General features: G+C 58.4%; 10 protein-coding genes. 7 read left to right on the forward strand and 3 right to left on the reverse strand.

Features of this window, described 5'->3' with window-relative positions:
• Positions 1-60 precede the first annotated feature (60 nt).
• The 3 genes from J2I48_RS04500 to lodB all read left to right on the forward strand — a co-directional run bounded on the left by J2I48_RS04500 (position 61) and on the right by lodB (position 6,846).
• A complete protein-coding gene (locus J2I48_RS04500) occupies positions 61-3,402 on the forward strand; it encodes a VCBS repeat-containing protein (protein ID WP_207334208.1) in 3,342 nt (1,113 codons plus the stop codon).
• A gap of 274 nt (positions 3,403-3,676) precedes the next feature.
• On the forward strand, positions 3,677-5,728 hold the full coding sequence (gene lodA / locus J2I48_RS04505) for a CTQ-dependent lysine 6-oxidase LodA (protein WP_207334209.1): 2,052 nt from the start codon (positions 3,677-3,679) through the stop codon (positions 5,726-5,728).
• Positions 5,729-5,730: 2 nt separating this feature from the next.
• Positions 5,731-6,846: a lysine-epsilon-oxidase maturase LodB gene (gene lodB / locus J2I48_RS04510; RefSeq protein ID WP_207334210.1), complete on the forward strand. Its 1,116-nt coding sequence runs from the start codon at positions 5,731-5,733 to the stop codon at positions 6,844-6,846.
• 11 nt (positions 6,847-6,857) lie between these two features.
• Here lodB and J2I48_RS04515 read toward each other — a convergent pair whose 3' ends face one another.
• On the reverse strand, positions 6,858-7,787 hold the full coding sequence (locus tag J2I48_RS04515; RefSeq protein ID WP_207334211.1) for a porin family protein: 930 nt from the start codon (positions 7,785-7,787) through the stop codon (positions 6,858-6,860).
• 557 nt (positions 7,788-8,344) lie between these two features.
• On the opposite strand from J2I48_RS04515, the gene J2I48_RS04520 reads away from it, so the two are divergent.
• Positions 8,345-9,487 carry an NHL repeat-containing protein gene (locus J2I48_RS04520; RefSeq protein WP_207334212.1) on the forward strand — a complete coding sequence of 381 codons (1,143 nt, stop codon included), beginning with the start codon at positions 8,345-8,347 and terminating at the stop codon, positions 9,485-9,487.
• 38 nt (positions 9,488-9,525) lie between these two features.
• A complete protein-coding gene (locus J2I48_RS04525) occupies positions 9,526-10,257 on the forward strand; it encodes a hypothetical protein (protein ID WP_207334213.1) in 732 nt (243 codons plus the stop codon).
• Positions 10,258-10,552: 295 nt separating this feature from the next.
• Here J2I48_RS04525 and J2I48_RS04530 read toward each other — a convergent pair whose 3' ends face one another.
• Positions 10,553-11,074 carry a transposase gene (locus J2I48_RS04530; RefSeq protein ID WP_207334214.1) on the reverse strand — a complete coding sequence of 174 codons (522 nt, stop codon included), beginning with the start codon at positions 11,072-11,074 and terminating at the stop codon, positions 10,553-10,555.
• A gap of 460 nt (positions 11,075-11,534) precedes the next feature.
• Between J2I48_RS04530 and J2I48_RS04535 the strand changes: the two genes are divergently transcribed.
• A complete protein-coding gene (locus tag J2I48_RS04535) occupies positions 11,535-15,857 on the forward strand; it encodes a glycoside hydrolase family 9 protein (protein WP_207334215.1) in 4,323 nt (1,440 codons plus the stop codon).
• A 291-nt stretch (positions 15,858-16,148) separates the two neighbouring features.
• On the forward strand, positions 16,149-17,459 hold the full coding sequence (locus J2I48_RS04540; RefSeq protein ID WP_207334216.1) for a glycosyltransferase: 1,311 nt from the start codon (positions 16,149-16,151) through the stop codon (positions 17,457-17,459).
• On the opposite strand, the gene J2I48_RS04545 is transcribed toward J2I48_RS04540, so the two are convergent.
• Positions 17,427-17,690 (reverse strand): hypothetical protein, encoded by a 264-nt coding sequence (locus J2I48_RS04545; RefSeq protein WP_207334217.1) that lies wholly within the window; start codon positions 17,688-17,690, stop codon positions 17,427-17,429. The genes J2I48_RS04540 and J2I48_RS04545 overlap by 33 nt on opposite strands.
• Between the last annotated feature and the right edge of the window lies 1 nt (position 17,691).

A 17,691-nucleotide genomic window follows, 5' to 3' on the forward strand; every position in this document is an offset into this window, starting at 1 on the left:
TGTCGGTTGTTGACCCGTATTGAACCGAGCTAACTAATCAAGCCAAATGAAATTTGTGAGATGGCTACGCAGATCAGTTTGCTATGGTTCAATAAGCAGCGTGTAGCGCGGAGCAAACAGGGCGTACCGGCGTTGGTCATGCAGGTTACGGTTTGCATTCTTTTATTCACCACCTGCCAATCGCCTCAGCCGCCCCATTTCCGGGAGCACACGTTGCCCTTTCAAAACACCGTTCACGACACCGATTCGCTGAATATTCTCACCTACCCCTACTTCTATAACGGGGGCGGCGTGGCGGCGGGCGACCTGAACAACGACGGGCTGATCGACCTGTTTTTTACGGCTAATAGGGCGGGCCGCGATGGGCGCGGGGGCAACCGACTCTTGCTCAACAAAGGGCAGCTACGGTTCGATGACGTGACGGACGAGGCGGGTGTAGCAGGCCACTCAGACTGGAATACCGGCGTGACCCTGACTGACGTGAACGCCGACGGCTGGCTGGATATCTACGTTTGTGGCGTGGACCTGCCGGGGCGGCTGTCGTCGCAAAACGAGCTGTGGCTGAATCAACGGAACGGGCAGTTTCGGGAAGCGGCGGCGCAGTATGGGCTGGCGTTTCGGGGGCACAGTACCCAGGCCGTCTTCTTCGATTATGACCACGACAACGACCTCGACTGTTTCCTGCTCAACCACGCCGCCAACCTCCGCGACGACTACCGCGACGCCCGAGACCGGCTGACGGTTGATGCCGAATCGGGTGATCGGCTGTACGAAAACCGCGTTTCCGGGCCGGAAAAACGGTTTGTCGATGTATCGGATGGGGCGGGGATATTCCGGTCGGGCATGGCGTTTGGGCTGGGCGTGGCCGTGGGTGATCTGAACGGTGATGGCTGGGACGACATCTACGTGGGCAACGATTTCCGCGAACACGATTATGTGTACCTGAACCGGGGCGACTTGGCGCGGGGTGGGGGAACGCGTTTTCGGGAGGTAGGGCAGACGCTGCTGGCCCATCACAGCCGTTTTTCCATGGGCGTTGACCTGGCCGATTACACCAACGATGGCCGTGCCGACCTGATTGTGGCCGATATGCTGCCTGACGATCCGCGCGTGTTGAAAGCCTCGGCGGGCGACGATGAGGCCGACGTCTATGATTTCAAACAGGGCTTTGGGTTTCACGATCAGGTGTCGCGCAATACGCTGCAAACCAACTTAGGCAATGACCAAACCGGCCAACCGCTACCCTTCAGCGACCGCGCCCTGCAACTCGGCGTGGCCGCCACCGACTGGAGTTGGTCGCCTCTGCTGGCCGATTTCGACAACGACGGGCGGAAAGACCTCTTCATCAGCAACGGCATTCAACGACGAACCAACGACCTGGATTTCAGCCGGTTCGCCCATCAGTCGGGGCGGGGTAAGGAGGGTCTGGCGCTCATTCAGGAGATGCCCGACGGCAAGGTGCCCGACTGCCTGTTTCTGAATACGCCCACCGGTTTCGTGAGTCAGGCCACGGCATCGGGTAAGGTGTTTCAGCGCCCTACGCTCAGCAACGGGGCCACTTACGCCGACCTCGACAATGACGGCGATCTGGACCTGGTGGTGAACCGCGTGAACGAGCCTGCCGTGGTGCTGGAAAACCGGATGCCAACCCAAACTGCGTTAACCGTTTCGCTTACTGGTCCGTCCGGCAACCCGTTTGGCGTGGGTACGCGGGTAGACGTCTGGGCAGGTGGAGTGCATCAGCAGGTGGCGCAGGTATTCACGCGGGGATTCCTTTCGGCCACCGCCGGTTCGCTGCATATGGGTTTAGGTATGAGTAAAGTAGTTGATAGTCTGTGGGTTAGCTGGCCGGATGGGCGCCGGCAGGTGCTACGTGGCGTAAAGGCGGGCCGGTTGCGGGTTGTGTGGTCGGCGGGTAGGGAATTGAGTAATCAGGCTGTTTCTCAGATAGCTTCGCGCTGTAGTGGGCGGTCCCGCGTCCGGGCCAAGCGTCAGCCTACTTCCAACACCACCATAATCCTCCCCTGGACACACCACGAAAACGCCTACAACGACTTCGCTGCCAACCCGTTTATTCCGCACAAACTCTCCACGCAGGGACCCAAAGCCGCCGCGGGTGACGTCAACGGCGATGGGCTTGACGACGTGTTTCTGGGTGGCGCAGCCCGGCAGCCAAGTGCCTTGCTGGTGCAGACCAAAACGGGCGGGTTTGTGTCAACTAACCAAGCTCTTTTTGCTCAAAATGCCACTGCCGAGGCCGTAGATGCCCTTTTCTTCGACGTCGACAACGACCGTGACCTGGATTTGTATGTGGCCAGTGGGGGCAACGAAGCCTACGGAAACGACCCCCGCCTCAATGACCGGCTCTACCTCAACAACGGCACTGGCACGTTTGCCCAGGCCCCGGACCTGCCCGATTTGCCCGAAACAAAAAGCTGCGTCCGGGCCGCCGATGTTGACCGCGACGGCGACCTGGATTTGTTTGTGGGTGGCCGCACCAATGCCCGGCTCTACGGGGCCACGCCTACCTCAGTGCTGCTCCGAAACACGGGTACGCCGGGTAGGCCGCGCTTCACGCCCGAAGCCCTGGTGATGGGTCTGGTAACCGATGCCCGCTTCTGCGACCCCGACCACGATGGCTGGCCCGACCTGCTGGTGGTGGGGGAGTGGATGGCTCCAACGCTGTGGCACAATACCCGTGGTCGACTTGAAAAAGTGCCTTCTACGTTACCCACGGGCCTTTGGACTTGCCTCACGCCCCTGCCTGATGGCGATTTTGTAGCGGGCAACTGGGGACTCAACAGCAAGCTCCGCGCCTCGGAAACCCAGCCCCTGCGCTACTACCTGGCCGACCCCGATCAAAACGGCGAGACCGACGGGCTGCTGGCGGTGGCCCATAACGGAACGTACTATTCCTTTCTGGGCAAAGACAAACTAGAGCAGCGGTTGCCGTACCTGAAAAAGAAACACCTCGGCTATCGCGACGCGGCCCTGTCGCTGGAGGTGCTGTTTGGCCCCGCGCTGGCCAACGCCCGAACCCTGGAAGCACAAACGCTGTCGTCGGCGTTGCTGCACCTCGACAACGGCCGGTTTACCCTGCAACCCTTGCCTGCCGAGGCCCAGACCGGGCCGTTGCTGTGTGGGTTGGCGCTGCCCGGTGGACGGTTGCTGGTGGGCAGCGGTTTTCGGAGCGTACAACCTTACGAAGGAGCCTACGATGCCCTCATACCCACCCTTTTTCAGATCGGAAAGACCGCTGACCTGGCTGTGCTGAAGCGGCTGAATATCCCCGGCGAAGTCCGCGACCTGAAGGCTATCCGGCTTGCTAATGGCCAGATGGGGGTGCTGGTATTACTGAATAATGCCCCGGCAAGGATTGTGATGCCTGCTGGTGGGCTATAGTCTGTTGTGACGAGACTGCCTGTGTCACGCACTACAATTAGGCAATAAAGCTGTTCTAGATTATTTCTTAAGTAACTATCGCGACTAAATAAGTAGTATGTTTTTATACGTATAGCATACTACTAGGTACCGTCTGGTAAAGAAAACAGGCGATTGTTTTTCCAAGAGTAAAAAACCGTGACCTTTCAACGCGTTGAATCGGACACGTAGTAGCCTCGACGAATTAAAGCCGACTTGAGCGCAGTCAATTAAACCACCTTTAACCTGACTACGCATGAATCTGTCACTACATCCTTCCGTAGGCGTGGCACGCCTGGGAAACAGTAAAACCGACATTTGTTTGTCGCCCGAATCGATTGGGGGTCTCCCTTTCGATGCCGATAGTAGCGGAAATTCGCTAGGCCCTATTTCAACGTTTAAAGACAGTATTGGCCTGGTAAAACGACAGGGACAGCCGTTTAAAATTTTCCAGGCTGATGGAAAAGAAGTAACGCTCGATTCGCCTAATGTGGCGTCAATTTCCTGGACGGTTCATCTGGCCAGTAAGAAAGCAGCCTGGTATAATTATAGTGAGTTACAGGGCAATCTGTTATATGGACAGGACAACAGTTATAAGAACCAGAAAATAGCATTCCGAAATCCTAAAATTCCTGAGGCCAAACGGCAATCCTTACTCGTTGATCCAGGTCCGCGGACGGTGGCTGGTCGGCAGAAAAAAATTGGTTTCTCGGCCGACAAAGCCCCTGCCAATTACCCGGTGCAATACCCACCCGCTACCGTGAAATATGGTGTGGCGGTAACTACCCTGGGCGATCTCCTTACCGACAAAGCGGGTAGACTGGTGGTGCTGGGTGGGTACGGAAATGCCGGGGGAGACCTTGCCCTGACCAGCTACGGGGGTTCCAGCACCTGGCACGACGATATTTCCGACGGGCCGGTCTATTGCACCATCACCTTCAAAACGGGTGAACCGCCGGTTACACTCTCGGCCTGGGTAGTGGTGGGATCGCCCGATTTTGCGCCGGAGATTGTCAATATTTCCAACCTGAGCGACACCATGTTCGACGTGGGGGTTCGGTATTTCAACCTCGTGCCTGAGATGTATGCCAAGGGTGCCTGGAACAAGCAGTATATGGCCAATTTTCAGCGCGATATTCTGCCCATTATTAACCGGATAGGCCGCTATCAATGGGTGGCTAACGTGCAGCCAATGGCCGCTTTTGCCAGTAATATTTTCGATTTCACAGACCCGTCTCCTGCTAATAAACAAAATCGACAAAATTACCTGAATTATTTCAGGCAGAATGACGCGCAGCCGCCCGTGCCGCCCAATTTACCGCAGGAACAATTGTTTAAAACGAATGGCACAAGTATATTTCCTATGATGCCATTAAATTCGGGTAGTAACTCGGTGAGTAATATCAATATCATGAAATTTTTATCGCTCGACGAAACGCAATTGTTTCTGTTGCAGCAGTGGGCCGATGGCCATTTTGTGAGCGATCCAGCCTACAAGCCGTACCCCGTACATCCGCTCGACGCTGCCAGCGTGGGCAACTGCGTTGGGCTGCCCATGTGCCCTGGTATTGAGGTGACCTGGAACATGCAAAACCCCGCCGTATATGCTTCACCGTACCGCATAAGGCAGCACGGCAACGAGGCCTCTTACCAGCAGCATGGCCTGACCCCCTCACGCGATGAGTGCGAAGGCGGCGGCTGTGAACCCGGCGACCTCACCAAACGGATGGCGTGTCCCTGGCAGGCCGACTTTTTCCAGTGTACCATTCAATACGTCAACTTCACCAACCCGGCCGTCAACAAGGTGAAAAACCCCGATGGCACGTCGGCCCCGCTGCCACCCACCTATTACACCTACTGGTGGCCACCGCAAAGCCCCTGGGACGTGCTCGTGGGCGAGTTTACGGCCGAGGGGCAACAGGCCACGGGCGTACCGGCGGGGCAGCAGCTCAACTACGCCCGCGGCATCAACAGCTTTACCCAGATGGTGCAGTACTGGTATGCGCTGGGCTTCATCCGCGACCAGAACGCCAGCAGTCAGGGCTTTCCGTTTATGGTAGAGACCGAACGTAACAACGAGCTGTTTACGGTAGAGGAAGTGCCTGTAAGTCAGATCAGTAACAACCAGCAGGACAGCGAAACCACTATTCCGGTGTTCTTTATCACCCAGAGCAAAAGCGAGGTGAAAACCCGGAGTGTGAAATCGAAAATGCTGATGGAGCATTTCGAGACGCACGTATTCAAAGCCATCGAGATTGCGGCGGAGGGACTGGAAGAACCCCGTTCGGGCACCCGGATACGGCAATAAGTATGGCCAGTTCTTTACAAACCGACGTACTCATTGTGGGTGGCGGCCCTGCCGGGGCCGCCACCGCACTGGGCTTGCTGACCTATTCGGGGTTGCGAGTGCTGATTGTGGAAAGCAGCGACCTGAGCGCCGTGCGCGTGGGCGAGCAGGTAGATCCCAGCCTGTTCGATCTGCTGGCATATCTCCAGATCACACGGGAACAGCTGGAAGAAGACAGCTTTATCCAGGGCTACAACACGCTGTCGGCCTGGGGGAGTAGCCATATCAGTTCGCGCAGTTCCATTACCAGCTCGCGCGAGGCGGCCTACCAGCTGGACCGTGAAAAATTTGACTTGCTGCTGCTGGGCAAAGCCGCCGAAAAAGGGGCCGTGGTCATGCCCAGAGCGCGTTGTATGCACTTCCAGCAGTCGGCAGATGGGCACTGGACGGTGCAGGTGAAGCACCAGACCCGAGGCGAATTGTCGGTACAGGCCCGCTATGTGGTCGACGCCACCGGTCGCCAGAGCAGCATAGCCCGGCAACTGGGCATTGGTGCGGCGGTAAAGGACCAGCTGGTGGCCGTAGGGGCCTTTTTGCAGGTAGGCGAGGGGGGCAGCGTGCGGCAGGAAGTGATGCTGGAAACCGTGGAAGAAGGCTGGTGGTACTGCGCCACCCTGCCCAATCGGCAGGTGGTGACCACCCTGTTTAGCGACGCCGATATGGTGAAAGAACGACAGCTGCAAAAGCCTGCAAACTGGAATGCCCTGCTGGCCAGAACGGTGCATGTGAAACAGCGCGTAGCCAATTCAACGGCCTTCGGCAGTCCGTGGGTACGGGGGGCGTTCTCTAAACGTATCGACACAACAGCCCGGCCTCATTTCATGGCCGTGGGTGACGCCGCCGCCTCGTTCGACCCCGTTTCGTCGCTGGGAATTGGCTTTGCGGTCAGTTCAGGGTGTCACGCTGCCCGTGCCCTTTGTCAGCTTGACGAAGGCGACGGGGCAGCGATCAACACCTATCAGCAGTCCATCGACACGATATTCGACCAATACCTGAGTACCAAAGCGACCTATTATAGCCAGGAAAAACGCTGGCTCACGGCCCCTTTCTGGCAGCGTCGTACTGCTACAACGTACTGATAGCTAGTCTATTAGTGACCACCCAGCGGAAGAAGGTACGCTACCGATAGCTTGGCGTTTTGCAGGCTCGCGTCGCTGTCGCTCGTTTTGAGGTAGGTACCCCGCGCTTCGATCTGGAAACTGCCCGACCCGGCTTTCAGGGCCACGCCCAGTCCCAGCGAACCGCCGTAATTGACCCGGCCATCGTTCGGACCAATTTCTATGGCACCCTGACTCGTTTCGCCGCCCTCTTTCACCGAAAGTGTACCGTTCAGCAGGTAGGTTGCCGTTGGTCCTGCGTTCACGAAAAAGCGCATCCCCGACTGGCCGAAGGTGTATTTGAGTAGCAGCGGCACCTCTACCACGTTATACTTGACCTGCGCATAGTCGGCACCCGACGTCAGTTTGAAGCCGTATTGCGAATACAGAATTTCGGGTTGTATAGTGAAGGCCCGCCGACCAAAGCTCAGGACCAACCCGGCATGAAAACCCGTAACGGGATCGATGGTGGCACCGGCTAAAGCGGCGGTCGACATACCCGACACCAGATTGCCGCTACCCCCCGCCCGAAAGCCGACGCGGAAACCGCTTGGCTGGCTGCTGGCGGGTGTGGCTTTTTCAGACACCCGGACTGGCTTTGCCGTACGCGCCGCCTTCCCATTTTTAGCCGACGCCGTAACTGGGGCCGCTGCCGCTACTGTGGCCACGTCGGGCTTGGTCACGGTAGCCACTGGCGTGGCCGTTGCGCTGGATGAGGCCACTGTTGGGGCCGTCGCCGTGGTGCTGGCCGGAGCCGCCGTAGTCATCATCACCGCCGACCGGGCGGCGGCGGGGCGTGCGGCTGGTCGGCTGGCCGATTGTCGCGTGGGTGCGTGGGTCGATTTGTGGGTTGCTGGTTTGGTTTGGGCCAGCAGGATAAGTGGCGCGAGGGCCAGGGCAAGGAGTACGATAGACTTGTTCATGGTAAAGAGGAAGGTTGATGTGTTGTGACTGTTCGCGTTGAACACCACAAAATTGGCAGGCCTCAATCCCAACGCAGTGCCCTTCCCGACTGGGTTGCCAAAAGCACGCCATGAAGTGACCTAATGGGGCGGTGAAGCAGCGTTTTCAGTTTTCAGTTTAGAGTTTGGAGTTTTCAGTTTAGAGTTTTCCGCGCCACCCTGGCCTGTGTCTCCACAGGCCTACGCCTGCGTAAGCCATCCGGGCGAGTAGGCTGGCGCCAGCGTAGGCCTGTGGAGACACAGGCCAGGGTGGCGGATTGATTCAAAGTCATTGTCACCCTGAGCTTGTCGAAGGGCCATGCGTCAGCCCACCAGAGCGCGAAGCAACTCTAAACTGAAAACTCTAAACTGAAAACTCCAAACTCCAAACTGAAAACTCCAAACTGAAAACTGAAAACGCTGCTTCACAGGCGGCTTTTGTTGTTTCAGGGAGTTGGCTGCTGGGGGTGGGCAGGAGCGGGGGCAACTTTGACCCGGTAGCCCCGATAGGGCGACCAGTAAACAACTCCCCGAATATCATGAACCACTTCCTGCGTCGCCTGGGCCTGTTGGCCTCCTTCTCGCTGGCCCTGGCCTGCACCACCCCCCAAACCGACGCCATCACGCCTGGCGATACCCCCGGCGGGGGCAGCACGGCAGGGAAGAAACCCTACGTGACCATCACTACTGTGGCCGGGGGCGATACCCAAAAAGGCTTTTTGGATGGCAAGGGCACGTCGGCGCGGTTTAATTACCCCGCCCAGATGACCATCGACAAAAACGACAACCTCTACGTCATCGACCAGCGCATCAGTTATTATGGCGGCAGTGTGATTCGCCGAATAGACCCGGCGGGCAACGTCACCACCTTCGTCAAAGGGCTGGCCTCTGTCACCGACATCTGCGTGGACCCCCGCGACGGCGTCACGCTCTACGCCATCGAATGCGGCGATGCACCTGGGGTCTACAACGGCATTTTCCGCATCAGCAGCAGTGGCGAAGTCACCCGTCTGAGTGGTGGCCCCGATGCGAGTGGTGGCTACAGTTTCGGCTACCGCGACGGGCCGCTGGCGCAGGCCAAATTCAGCAACCCCTGGAGCATAGCTATGGACAAAGCCGGGATGATTTACATCGGTGATGGCTTGAACCACTGCATTCGGAAGGTGAACCTCAGCACGGGTATGGTCTCGACGCTGGCGGGCAAACCCGAAAACACCACAACCTGCAAACTGGTAGACGGCAAAGGTGCCGATGCCCGGTTTTGCACCGTAGAAGACCTGACCCTCGACGACGCCGGGAACCTCTACGTACCTGACTGGGGCAACCACGCCGTGCGCCAAATCGCCCCCGACGGCACCGTATCGACCTACCTGGGCCTCAGCACGGGCTATTCGGCCGATAAGCCGCGCACCCAAAGCGGCGTGTATCAGCCCTACCGCATCCAGTATGACCCGGTCAACAAACGCCTGATTGTGGTTGTCGACACGGGCACGTACATGATCATGGTCACCCCCGACGATTACGTCCACAGCCTCGACCGGGTGCTTACCCACGACTATGCCGACACCAGCCCCGGCACCAGCCACGCCAACTACAGCCTGGCTGTCAACAGCAAAGGTGAACTGTTCACCCTCGACAAATACAACCACTGCATCCGCAAGCGGGCCATCACCTGGAAATAAGGCATCGTATTACTCTCACTATCTACATCCACTACACCATGAAACTTCTCCTATGCACCCTGCTCTTACTGAGCCTATTAACCTTTCCCTCCTGTCAGCACAACTCCGACCTTACCCCCGATGGTGGCCCCGATTCAACCGACGTGGGCGTACGCCCCGAAAGCTCGGCACCAGGTTTCGGCAACTCGAAAGCCCGACCACTGGGCACCCCCTTTGCCTTGCCGACAGGGGTTACGGTGGTAGCAACGCCCCGCTTCGATGAAGATTGCTGGACGGAGGCCCTGAAAAAGAAGCAGGTGAAAGGGTCGGGTGGGCTGGTTGAGTTTGGCCTCTCGTTGCGCAACGACAACGACCACCCGGTGCGGATAGAGCTGCCACCGGGGCTGATCTGGATTGCCAGAACCAACACCACCTACCAGGATATTCCGCAGAACGGCCTCATTGTCAAGACCGTGGTGATCCTGATTCCGGCCTATACCACCGAATGTGTCTGGCTCTTAGCGTACTGCATCAACTCGGACCGGAGCGTCACCCGCACCGGCGACACCTACGAGGCGACCCCTGTGGTAAGCAACCACCCCGGCGTGAAGGCACTGGCGCAGCAATTGGCCAACAAGAAGATTAACGAAGACGAATTTTCGCCCGAACCAACCCAGGCCGAGCGTAGTCAACTAGCCTTTATAGGCGTGGCCGTCGAAGACGTTGCTTCATACGGCACCGTGCAGCCCAGCACTCAAAAATATATCGACCAACTGCCCAATTCGAAATAAGAAAAATAAGCGTCTGGAAGGAATTGACACTGGTAATCAAGCTTGAACCTTGGCCTGTGAACCCTGGCCTGTGTCTCCACAGGCCTACGCTGGCGTAAGCCATCCGGGCGAGTAGCTGACGCGAGCGTAGGCCTGTGGAGAGCGGAACGCCGCCCGCACAGGCCAGGGTGACCGGCCCTTAACCTGACGGCTTCTGACAACTAGGGTGTATCCAAAGATCGGTAGGTGATTCCCGCTCTCCGCTCAGGCCAAGGGGCGGGAGACCCAAATCAGGGTATATGGGGCATGTACGAAGTTAAAATCGATCTTTGTAATGGGTTAGAATACCCCATTCGTCCAGGCCTGTCTCATAAAAGGGAGCCGAAGACCACCGATAATTTTCAGGGCTGTCAACTAGGTTCCAGCGTTCATGCAAGGGATTCCGATGCATATATTCGATCTTCTGCTCCACTTTTTCCTGACCATCCATTAGAATAGCCAGCGGGTCACGTTGCCAAACTCGGTGTAAACGATCCGAGTCATCCACGCTGAAAAAAGGTAGCACCTGAGGGTGATGCTGCTTCAAGTCGGCCAGTATAGTATGGCTGGTAAATTTGTTGAAACTAGCGTGGGGTATTTCCTTTCCATTAGGCTCAAGCATTTCCCAAACGATATGCAAGTGGTTGGGCATGATCACAAAACCATAGATGCACACAACGCCCCGACTTACCAACTCTTGCCAGGATTGGAGTATCACGTGTTTGTACTTGTCGGGCTGTAGCAACCGTTTCCAGTCTTTAATAGTGTTCGTCCAAAAATACACCTGGTTGAGCTCCATTCTTGAGTTACGGTATTGACTGTCAATATGTTCGCGCCTGGCCATCGCTGTTGGGTAGATTTAAATCAACTGCCGCCAAGTTAGCTGCTCTGCCGTTAATGCTGTCATCTTTTACCGCATCACCTCACCCTGGCCTGTGTCCGCACCTTGGCCTGTGTCTCCACAGGCCTACTCCTGCGCCAGCCATCCGGGCGAGTAGGCTTGCGCCAGCGTAGGCCTGTGGAGACACAGGCCAGAGTGCAGGGGTGCAGGCTGGTTTTGAATCAGCAACACAGGCTAGGATGCTGAGCGCTTACTTTTCTATTAGCCTCTCCCCACTTCAACCGTTGTTTCTGACGGTTCAGCCTGAACTGACCGGGCGTTCATATGTCGCCGCTATAGGTTTACTCCCGCTTTTGGCCCCAGAAAGGCACTATTCACACACTAATCGCCCGTTTGGGGCGCGGGAATCCTATTTTTTATGAAACAACAACTCATATGGACAATGGTCTGGCTGCTCAGCGTGTGTTACGCATGGGCAGCCCCACCCACCACCACCGGGTTTATCCGGATCGATCAGTTTGGGTATTTGCCCAACGCCCGTAAGGTAGCGGTAGTAGTCAGTCCCCAGGTGGGGGCCAACGCCGGTACGCCCTTCAACGCCAGCACCGGTGCCAACCAGTATCAGGTACGGCGGTGGGCCGACGATGCGGTGGTGTTTACCGGCACGCTCCAGACCTGGGGCGGCGGAGCCACGCAGGTGCAGTCGGGCGATAAGGGCTGGTGGTTCGACTTTTCGGCAGTCAACGTGCCGGGGTCGTATTACGTGTTCGACCTGGGCAACAACGTGGGGTCGTACCGCTTCGAGGTGGGCAACGGGGTGTATACCGACGTGCTCAAAACCGCCCTCCGCACCTTCTATTACCAGCGCATCAACGGCGCGAAGCAACCGCCCTACACCGACCCGAAATGGGCCGACGGGGCCACGCACGAAGGTCCCGGACAGGACCGGCAGGCCACCAGCCGCTATGCGCAGGGCGATCTGACCACGGCCAAAGACCTGCACGGCGGCTGGATGGACGCGGGCGACATGAACAAGTACGTCACCTTTGCCGAAGAGCCGGTGGGCCTGCTGCTGGAGTCGTACCGGCTGAACCCCTCGGTGTTTACCGACAACCTGAACATTCCCGAATCGGGCAACGGCATCCCCGATGTGCTTGACGAGGCCATGTGGGAACTGGACTTCATGCGCCGGATGCAGGACGCCACCGGCACGGGCGGGCTGCTGCTGAAGGTGGGCGTGGTAGATTACAACGAAGCCAACCCACCCAGTGCCGACCGTCGGCCGCGCTACTACGTACCCGAATGCACGGCCTCTACGCTGTCGGGGGCGGCCATGTTTGCCACGGCGGGGGCGGTGCTGCGTACCGTACCAACCCTGACCGCCTATGCGCAGGATATGACCGCCCGCGCCGAACGGGCCTTTGCCCGCGCCCGCATTGCGACTGCCAACTTCACGGCTTTCGAGGCCAATTGCGACGACCAGGTGGTGAAGGCAGGCGATGCCGACCGGCAGCCACCCGTACAGCGGCAGTCGGCCATAGTGGCGGCGGTTTATTTGTTCGAGGCCACCGGCAAGGCGGAATACAAGGCGTTCATCGACGCCCAATACACCCAGATCGAGCCGATTTCGAACAACTGGTGGGGGCCGTATGCCATGCACCTGCACGTGGCCCTGCTGCGCTACGCCGCCAACCCCGCCGCCACGCCTACGGTGGCCACGGCAATTCGGGCGGGCAAGAGCGGACAGGATAACGTGCTGTCTGTCAATGACTACACGGCCAAAACAGACCTTTATCGGGCGCAGCTGGGCAACGAGCAATACCACTGGGGCAGCAACCAGGTGCGGGCCAACGCCGGCGCGGCCAACCTCGACTTTGTGGCCTTCAACGTGAACCCGGCCAACCGGGCACTGTATAAGGAAATCGCGGGCGAGTACCTGCACTGGTTTCACGGCGTGAACGCCCAGGGCAAGGTGATGCTCTCGAACATGTATGCTTTCGGGGCCGAAAACGCCCTCAACGAAGTGTATCACGTCTGGTTTGCCGACGGCACCGACTGGGACAACGCCCTGACCTCGCCCAAGGGGCCGGTGCCGGGCTATGTGCCGGTGGGGCCGCAAAATCTGTACTACTACCAGGGGTCGCAGACGTACCTGAAAAGCGAACCGTTGCAGAAACGCTATAAAGACTGGAACGGCGGCTACGGCGACAATTCGTGGGAACTGACCGAAGTGGCGATCTACAACCAGGCGGCCTACATCAACCTGCTCAGCCGCCTGATGCTGCCCGCCGCAGACCCTACCGACACCGAGCCACCCACCGTGCCCGGCAACCTGACCGCGTCGGAACTGTCGCCCTATTCGGTAAAGCTGAGCTGGACGCCCTCCACCGACAACCGGGCTTTGGCCGCGTATGAGGTTTACCAGAACGGCAGCAAAGTGGCCGAAACCACCGAGACCAACCTGCCCCTGTCGACGCTCTCGCCCAGCACCAGCTACACCTTCACCGTGCGGGCCACCGACGTGTCGGGCAACCGGTCGGCGGTGAGTAATGCCGTGGTGGTGACTACGCCCGCACCCAGCGCCAACGACCTGATTATCTACGGCGACGCGCTTCGCAACACGTTTACGGAATGGTCGTGGAACAGCAGCAGCAACTTTGCCAATACCAGCCCGGTTAAGCTTGGTAGTCAATCGGTTAACGTAGCTATCACAACGGCCTGGGGGGCACTAAGCTTGCGAAACGCCGACATACTGCAAACGGCCAGTTACCCCGGCGGCATTCAGTTCTGGTTCTACGGCACCGAAAAGCCCGTGCGCGTCACCGTCAACCGCGTCGATACCGACCCGCCGTCGGTAGAGTATACCCTGACGGCCGAGCCCAACACCTGGACGCTCGTGCGCATTCCGTGGAGCGCGCTGGGCAGCCCGTCGCAGATTCAGCGGCTGTCGTTCATGGACGGGTCGGGCGGTGCGCAGCGGTTTTACCTCGACGATATCCGGCTTGTGGCCGGTGCCACCACCAACGATACGCAGGCACCAGCGGCTCCTACCGGCCTGACAGCCAGCAACATAACGGCCTCTGGCCTTACGCTCACCTGGACGGCTTCGGCAGATAACGTGGGCGTAACAGGCTACGATATTGTGCAGGGTAGCACAGTCATTGGCACAACTACGGGCACCACATTCAGCGTGTCGGGCCTGAGCTGCAACCTGGGTTATACGTTCAGCATACGGGCCAAAGATGCCGCCGGTAACGTGTCGGTCAGTAGCAACACGGCCTTTGCCACCACCGCCGCCTGCCCATCGGTGCCACCGGTGTCGGGCAGTGACGAGGTGATTTACAACGAAGCGCTGAACCCCAACTGGCAGGAGTGGGGCTGGTCGGTCACGTCCGACTACGCCGCCAGCAGTCCGGTGAAAGTGGGGCAGAAAGCCTTGAGTATCAATTACACCGACGGCTGGGGAGGCTGGGCCATCACGCGCAACGCCCACGTTGCTACCACGCCACAGACCACGATTAGGCTCTGGCTCTACGCTACCACGGCCAAGACGCTGGGCATATGCACCAGTTCGGAAAACGACGGTGGCCTGAGTCCTTACGTCTCGTTTCAGCCCACGCCCAACGCCTGGCAGGAGGTGGTGATCACGATGCCGCAGCTGGGTAATCCGGCGAAGATCAAGCGCCTCACGATCCAGTCGCAGGCACCGGGTGCCAACCTGATCTACGTCGACAATGTGCGGTTTGAGGGGTCATTTGGCGTGTCGGTGAGTAACGTGACCACCACGGGGCTGCAACTGAACTGGACACCGCCATCGGGTCTCTCGACCGTGGCGGCTTATGCGGTGTATCAGAACGGTAACCTACTGAATAGCAGCGTAATGAGTACATCGTTGGCAGTGTCTGGGCTGGTATGTGGCACCGCCTACAGTTTCCAGGTACGGGCAAACGACGCCCAGGGCAACGCGCTGGTGACGAGTGTCCCGCTGAGCGCCACCACCACATTTTGCCCTGGCTCTTCGACCGTAGAACTGATTTATGATGAGGCGTTCAACCCTAACTGGGCCGACTGGTCGTGGGGTGTGACGGAGAATTATGGCAACACCAGTCCCGTAAAAGTGGGTCAGAAATCGGCCTCACTAGTCTTCGACGGCTGGGGTGGCTGGTCGATTTTCCGCAACGCGCCACTAGCCACCACACCGCAGACGACGCTGAAGTTCTGGCTCTACGCTGCGACGACCAAAACGCTGACCGTGACCGCCTACACCGACAACGACAGCGGCGCGGGCACCACAGTAAACCTGACGCCTACGCCTAGTGTGTGGCAAGAAATCACGCTGACGATGGGGCAACTGGGCAACCCAGCCAGGATCAAACGGATCGTGATGAACCTGCCCACGTTCGGTCCGGCACCGATTTTTCTGGATCAGGTCAGGTTTGAAACGCCTAACGGCAGTGCCCGCGTGGCAATGCTGACAGAAGGTGACACCCACAGCCGGATGACCCTTAGCCCCAACCCGACCGATGGCCCCGTGCGGGTACAGGTGCAGGCGGCAGAAGCCGGTTCGGGTATGTTGTCGGTCATGACCCTCACGGGTACGGCGGTACTAAGTCAGGCGGTATCGATGGCGGCTGGTGTGAACGAGTATGCACTAGACGTGAGGTCGTTACCGGCTGGTACGTACCTGGTGCAGTGGCAAACACACACCCAACGGCTCGTGCAGCGGCTGGTGAAACGGTAAATAGTTTACTGTTTTCCGTTTGCAGTCTTCTGTTGCTTCGCGTTCCGCCACCCTGGCCTGTGTCTCCACAGGCCTACGCCTGCGTAAGCCATCCGGGCGAGTAGACTGGCGCCAGCGTAGGCCTGTGGAGACACAGGCCAGGGTGGCGGAACGCGAAGCAACAGAAGACTGCAAACTCTAAACTGAAAACTGCTTACCGTTTCATCCCCCGCTTTTGCCGGTTCAGGCCAATGCCCATTGGGGGGCGGTAAACGACCTGCCATTTTTGGCTACACAAAACAACACATACCGATGAACTCCCAACGTATTCTCATGGCCACCATGCCTATGGATGGCCATTTTAGCCCGCTTACGGGCCTTGCCGTTCACCTCTGTCAACTTGGGCACGACGTCCGCTGGTACGTGGGCGGCGATTATGGCGACCGGGTTACCGCCCTTGGGCTGCACCACTACCCGTTTGTGCGGGCCAAAATCGTTAACCAAGAAAACCTCGACAGCTTGTTTCCTGAACGTAAAGACTTGAAAAACACCATCGCCCGGCTCCGTTTCGACATCAACCAGGTGTTTCTGCTCCGCGCTCCAGAGTTTGTCGACGATCTGACAGCCATTCATGCCGACTGGCCCTTCGACCTCATCATTCACGACGTGGCCTTCATTGGCGGCTCGTTCATCCAGCAGCTGCTGTCGGTGAAATCGGTGGCGGTGGGCGTGGTGCCCCTGGCCGAATCCGACGAGTGGGTTGGGCCGTCGGGGATGGGCATGCCACCCCGGGCTGGGTTTGTTGGTCGACAGTATCAGCGTTTTCTGCGGTTTATGGTGCAGGACGTACTGTTTAAACCCTGTAATGACCTGCACAATCAGCTTCGCGTTGAGCATGGACTGCCCCCGGTGTCGGGCTTTTTGTTCGATTACCTGGTGCGGTCGGCAGACCTGTATCTACAGAGTGGCGTGCCGGGGTTCGAGTATCCGCGCAAACGTATAAGCCCCAACGTTCGGTTTGTGGGACCCCTGTTGCCGTTTAGCAGCAACAAACGGCGCTCGTTTACGCAGGCCGACAAGGTGTTTTGCTACAGTCACGTGGTGCTGGTGACGCAGGGCACGGTTGAGCGCGACGTAGAAAAGCTGCTGGTGCCTACGCTGGAAGCCTTCGCCGACGACCCCAACACGCTGGTGATTGCCACCACGGGCGGTTCGCAAACGGAGGTGCTACGCCACCGGTTTCCGCATGATAACCTCATCATCGAAGACTTTATCCCCTTCAACGCCGTGATGCCCTACGCCAGCGTGTACGTCACCAACGGCGGCTACGGCGGCGTGATGCTGGCCTTAAAACACAACCTGCCCGTGGTGGCGGCGGGCGTTCACGAGGGCAAAAATGAGATCGCCGCCCGCATTGGCTACTGCCAGGTGGGGGTGAACCTGAAGACCGAAACGCCCAAACCAGCCCAGATTCGCCGGGCCATACAAACGCTGCTGACCGACACCCACTACCGGCAGAATGTTCGCAAGCTGAGCCGTGAATTCAGCCAGTACGATGCCCTCAAACTGGCTGAACAGCATATTCAGAACCTATTGGAAAAGGAGGCCCTGGTTGCCGCCTAGCGCTGTGCTCCTGATTCTGGCCCACCGGTGCGGAAACCGCTTGCCTGACTGTGGGTAGACGTAGCTGTCTTCACTCAGTCGCAACTGATCTACGAAGAACGCCTGACTCGCCGCCTGAACATTAACCGGGCCAAAACAAAACGAAACCTGAATACGGTGCTGGAACAGACCCTGTTGGCCTGGCACAAAACGCGCCAATTCCCGGCAGACCGCCAGTTGGTAGCGGGCCAAT

This window comes from Fibrella aquatilis (assembly GCF_017353255.1).
GTDB classification, from domain to species: Bacteria; Bacteroidota; Bacteroidia; order Cytophagales; family Spirosomataceae; genus Fibrella; species Fibrella aquatilis.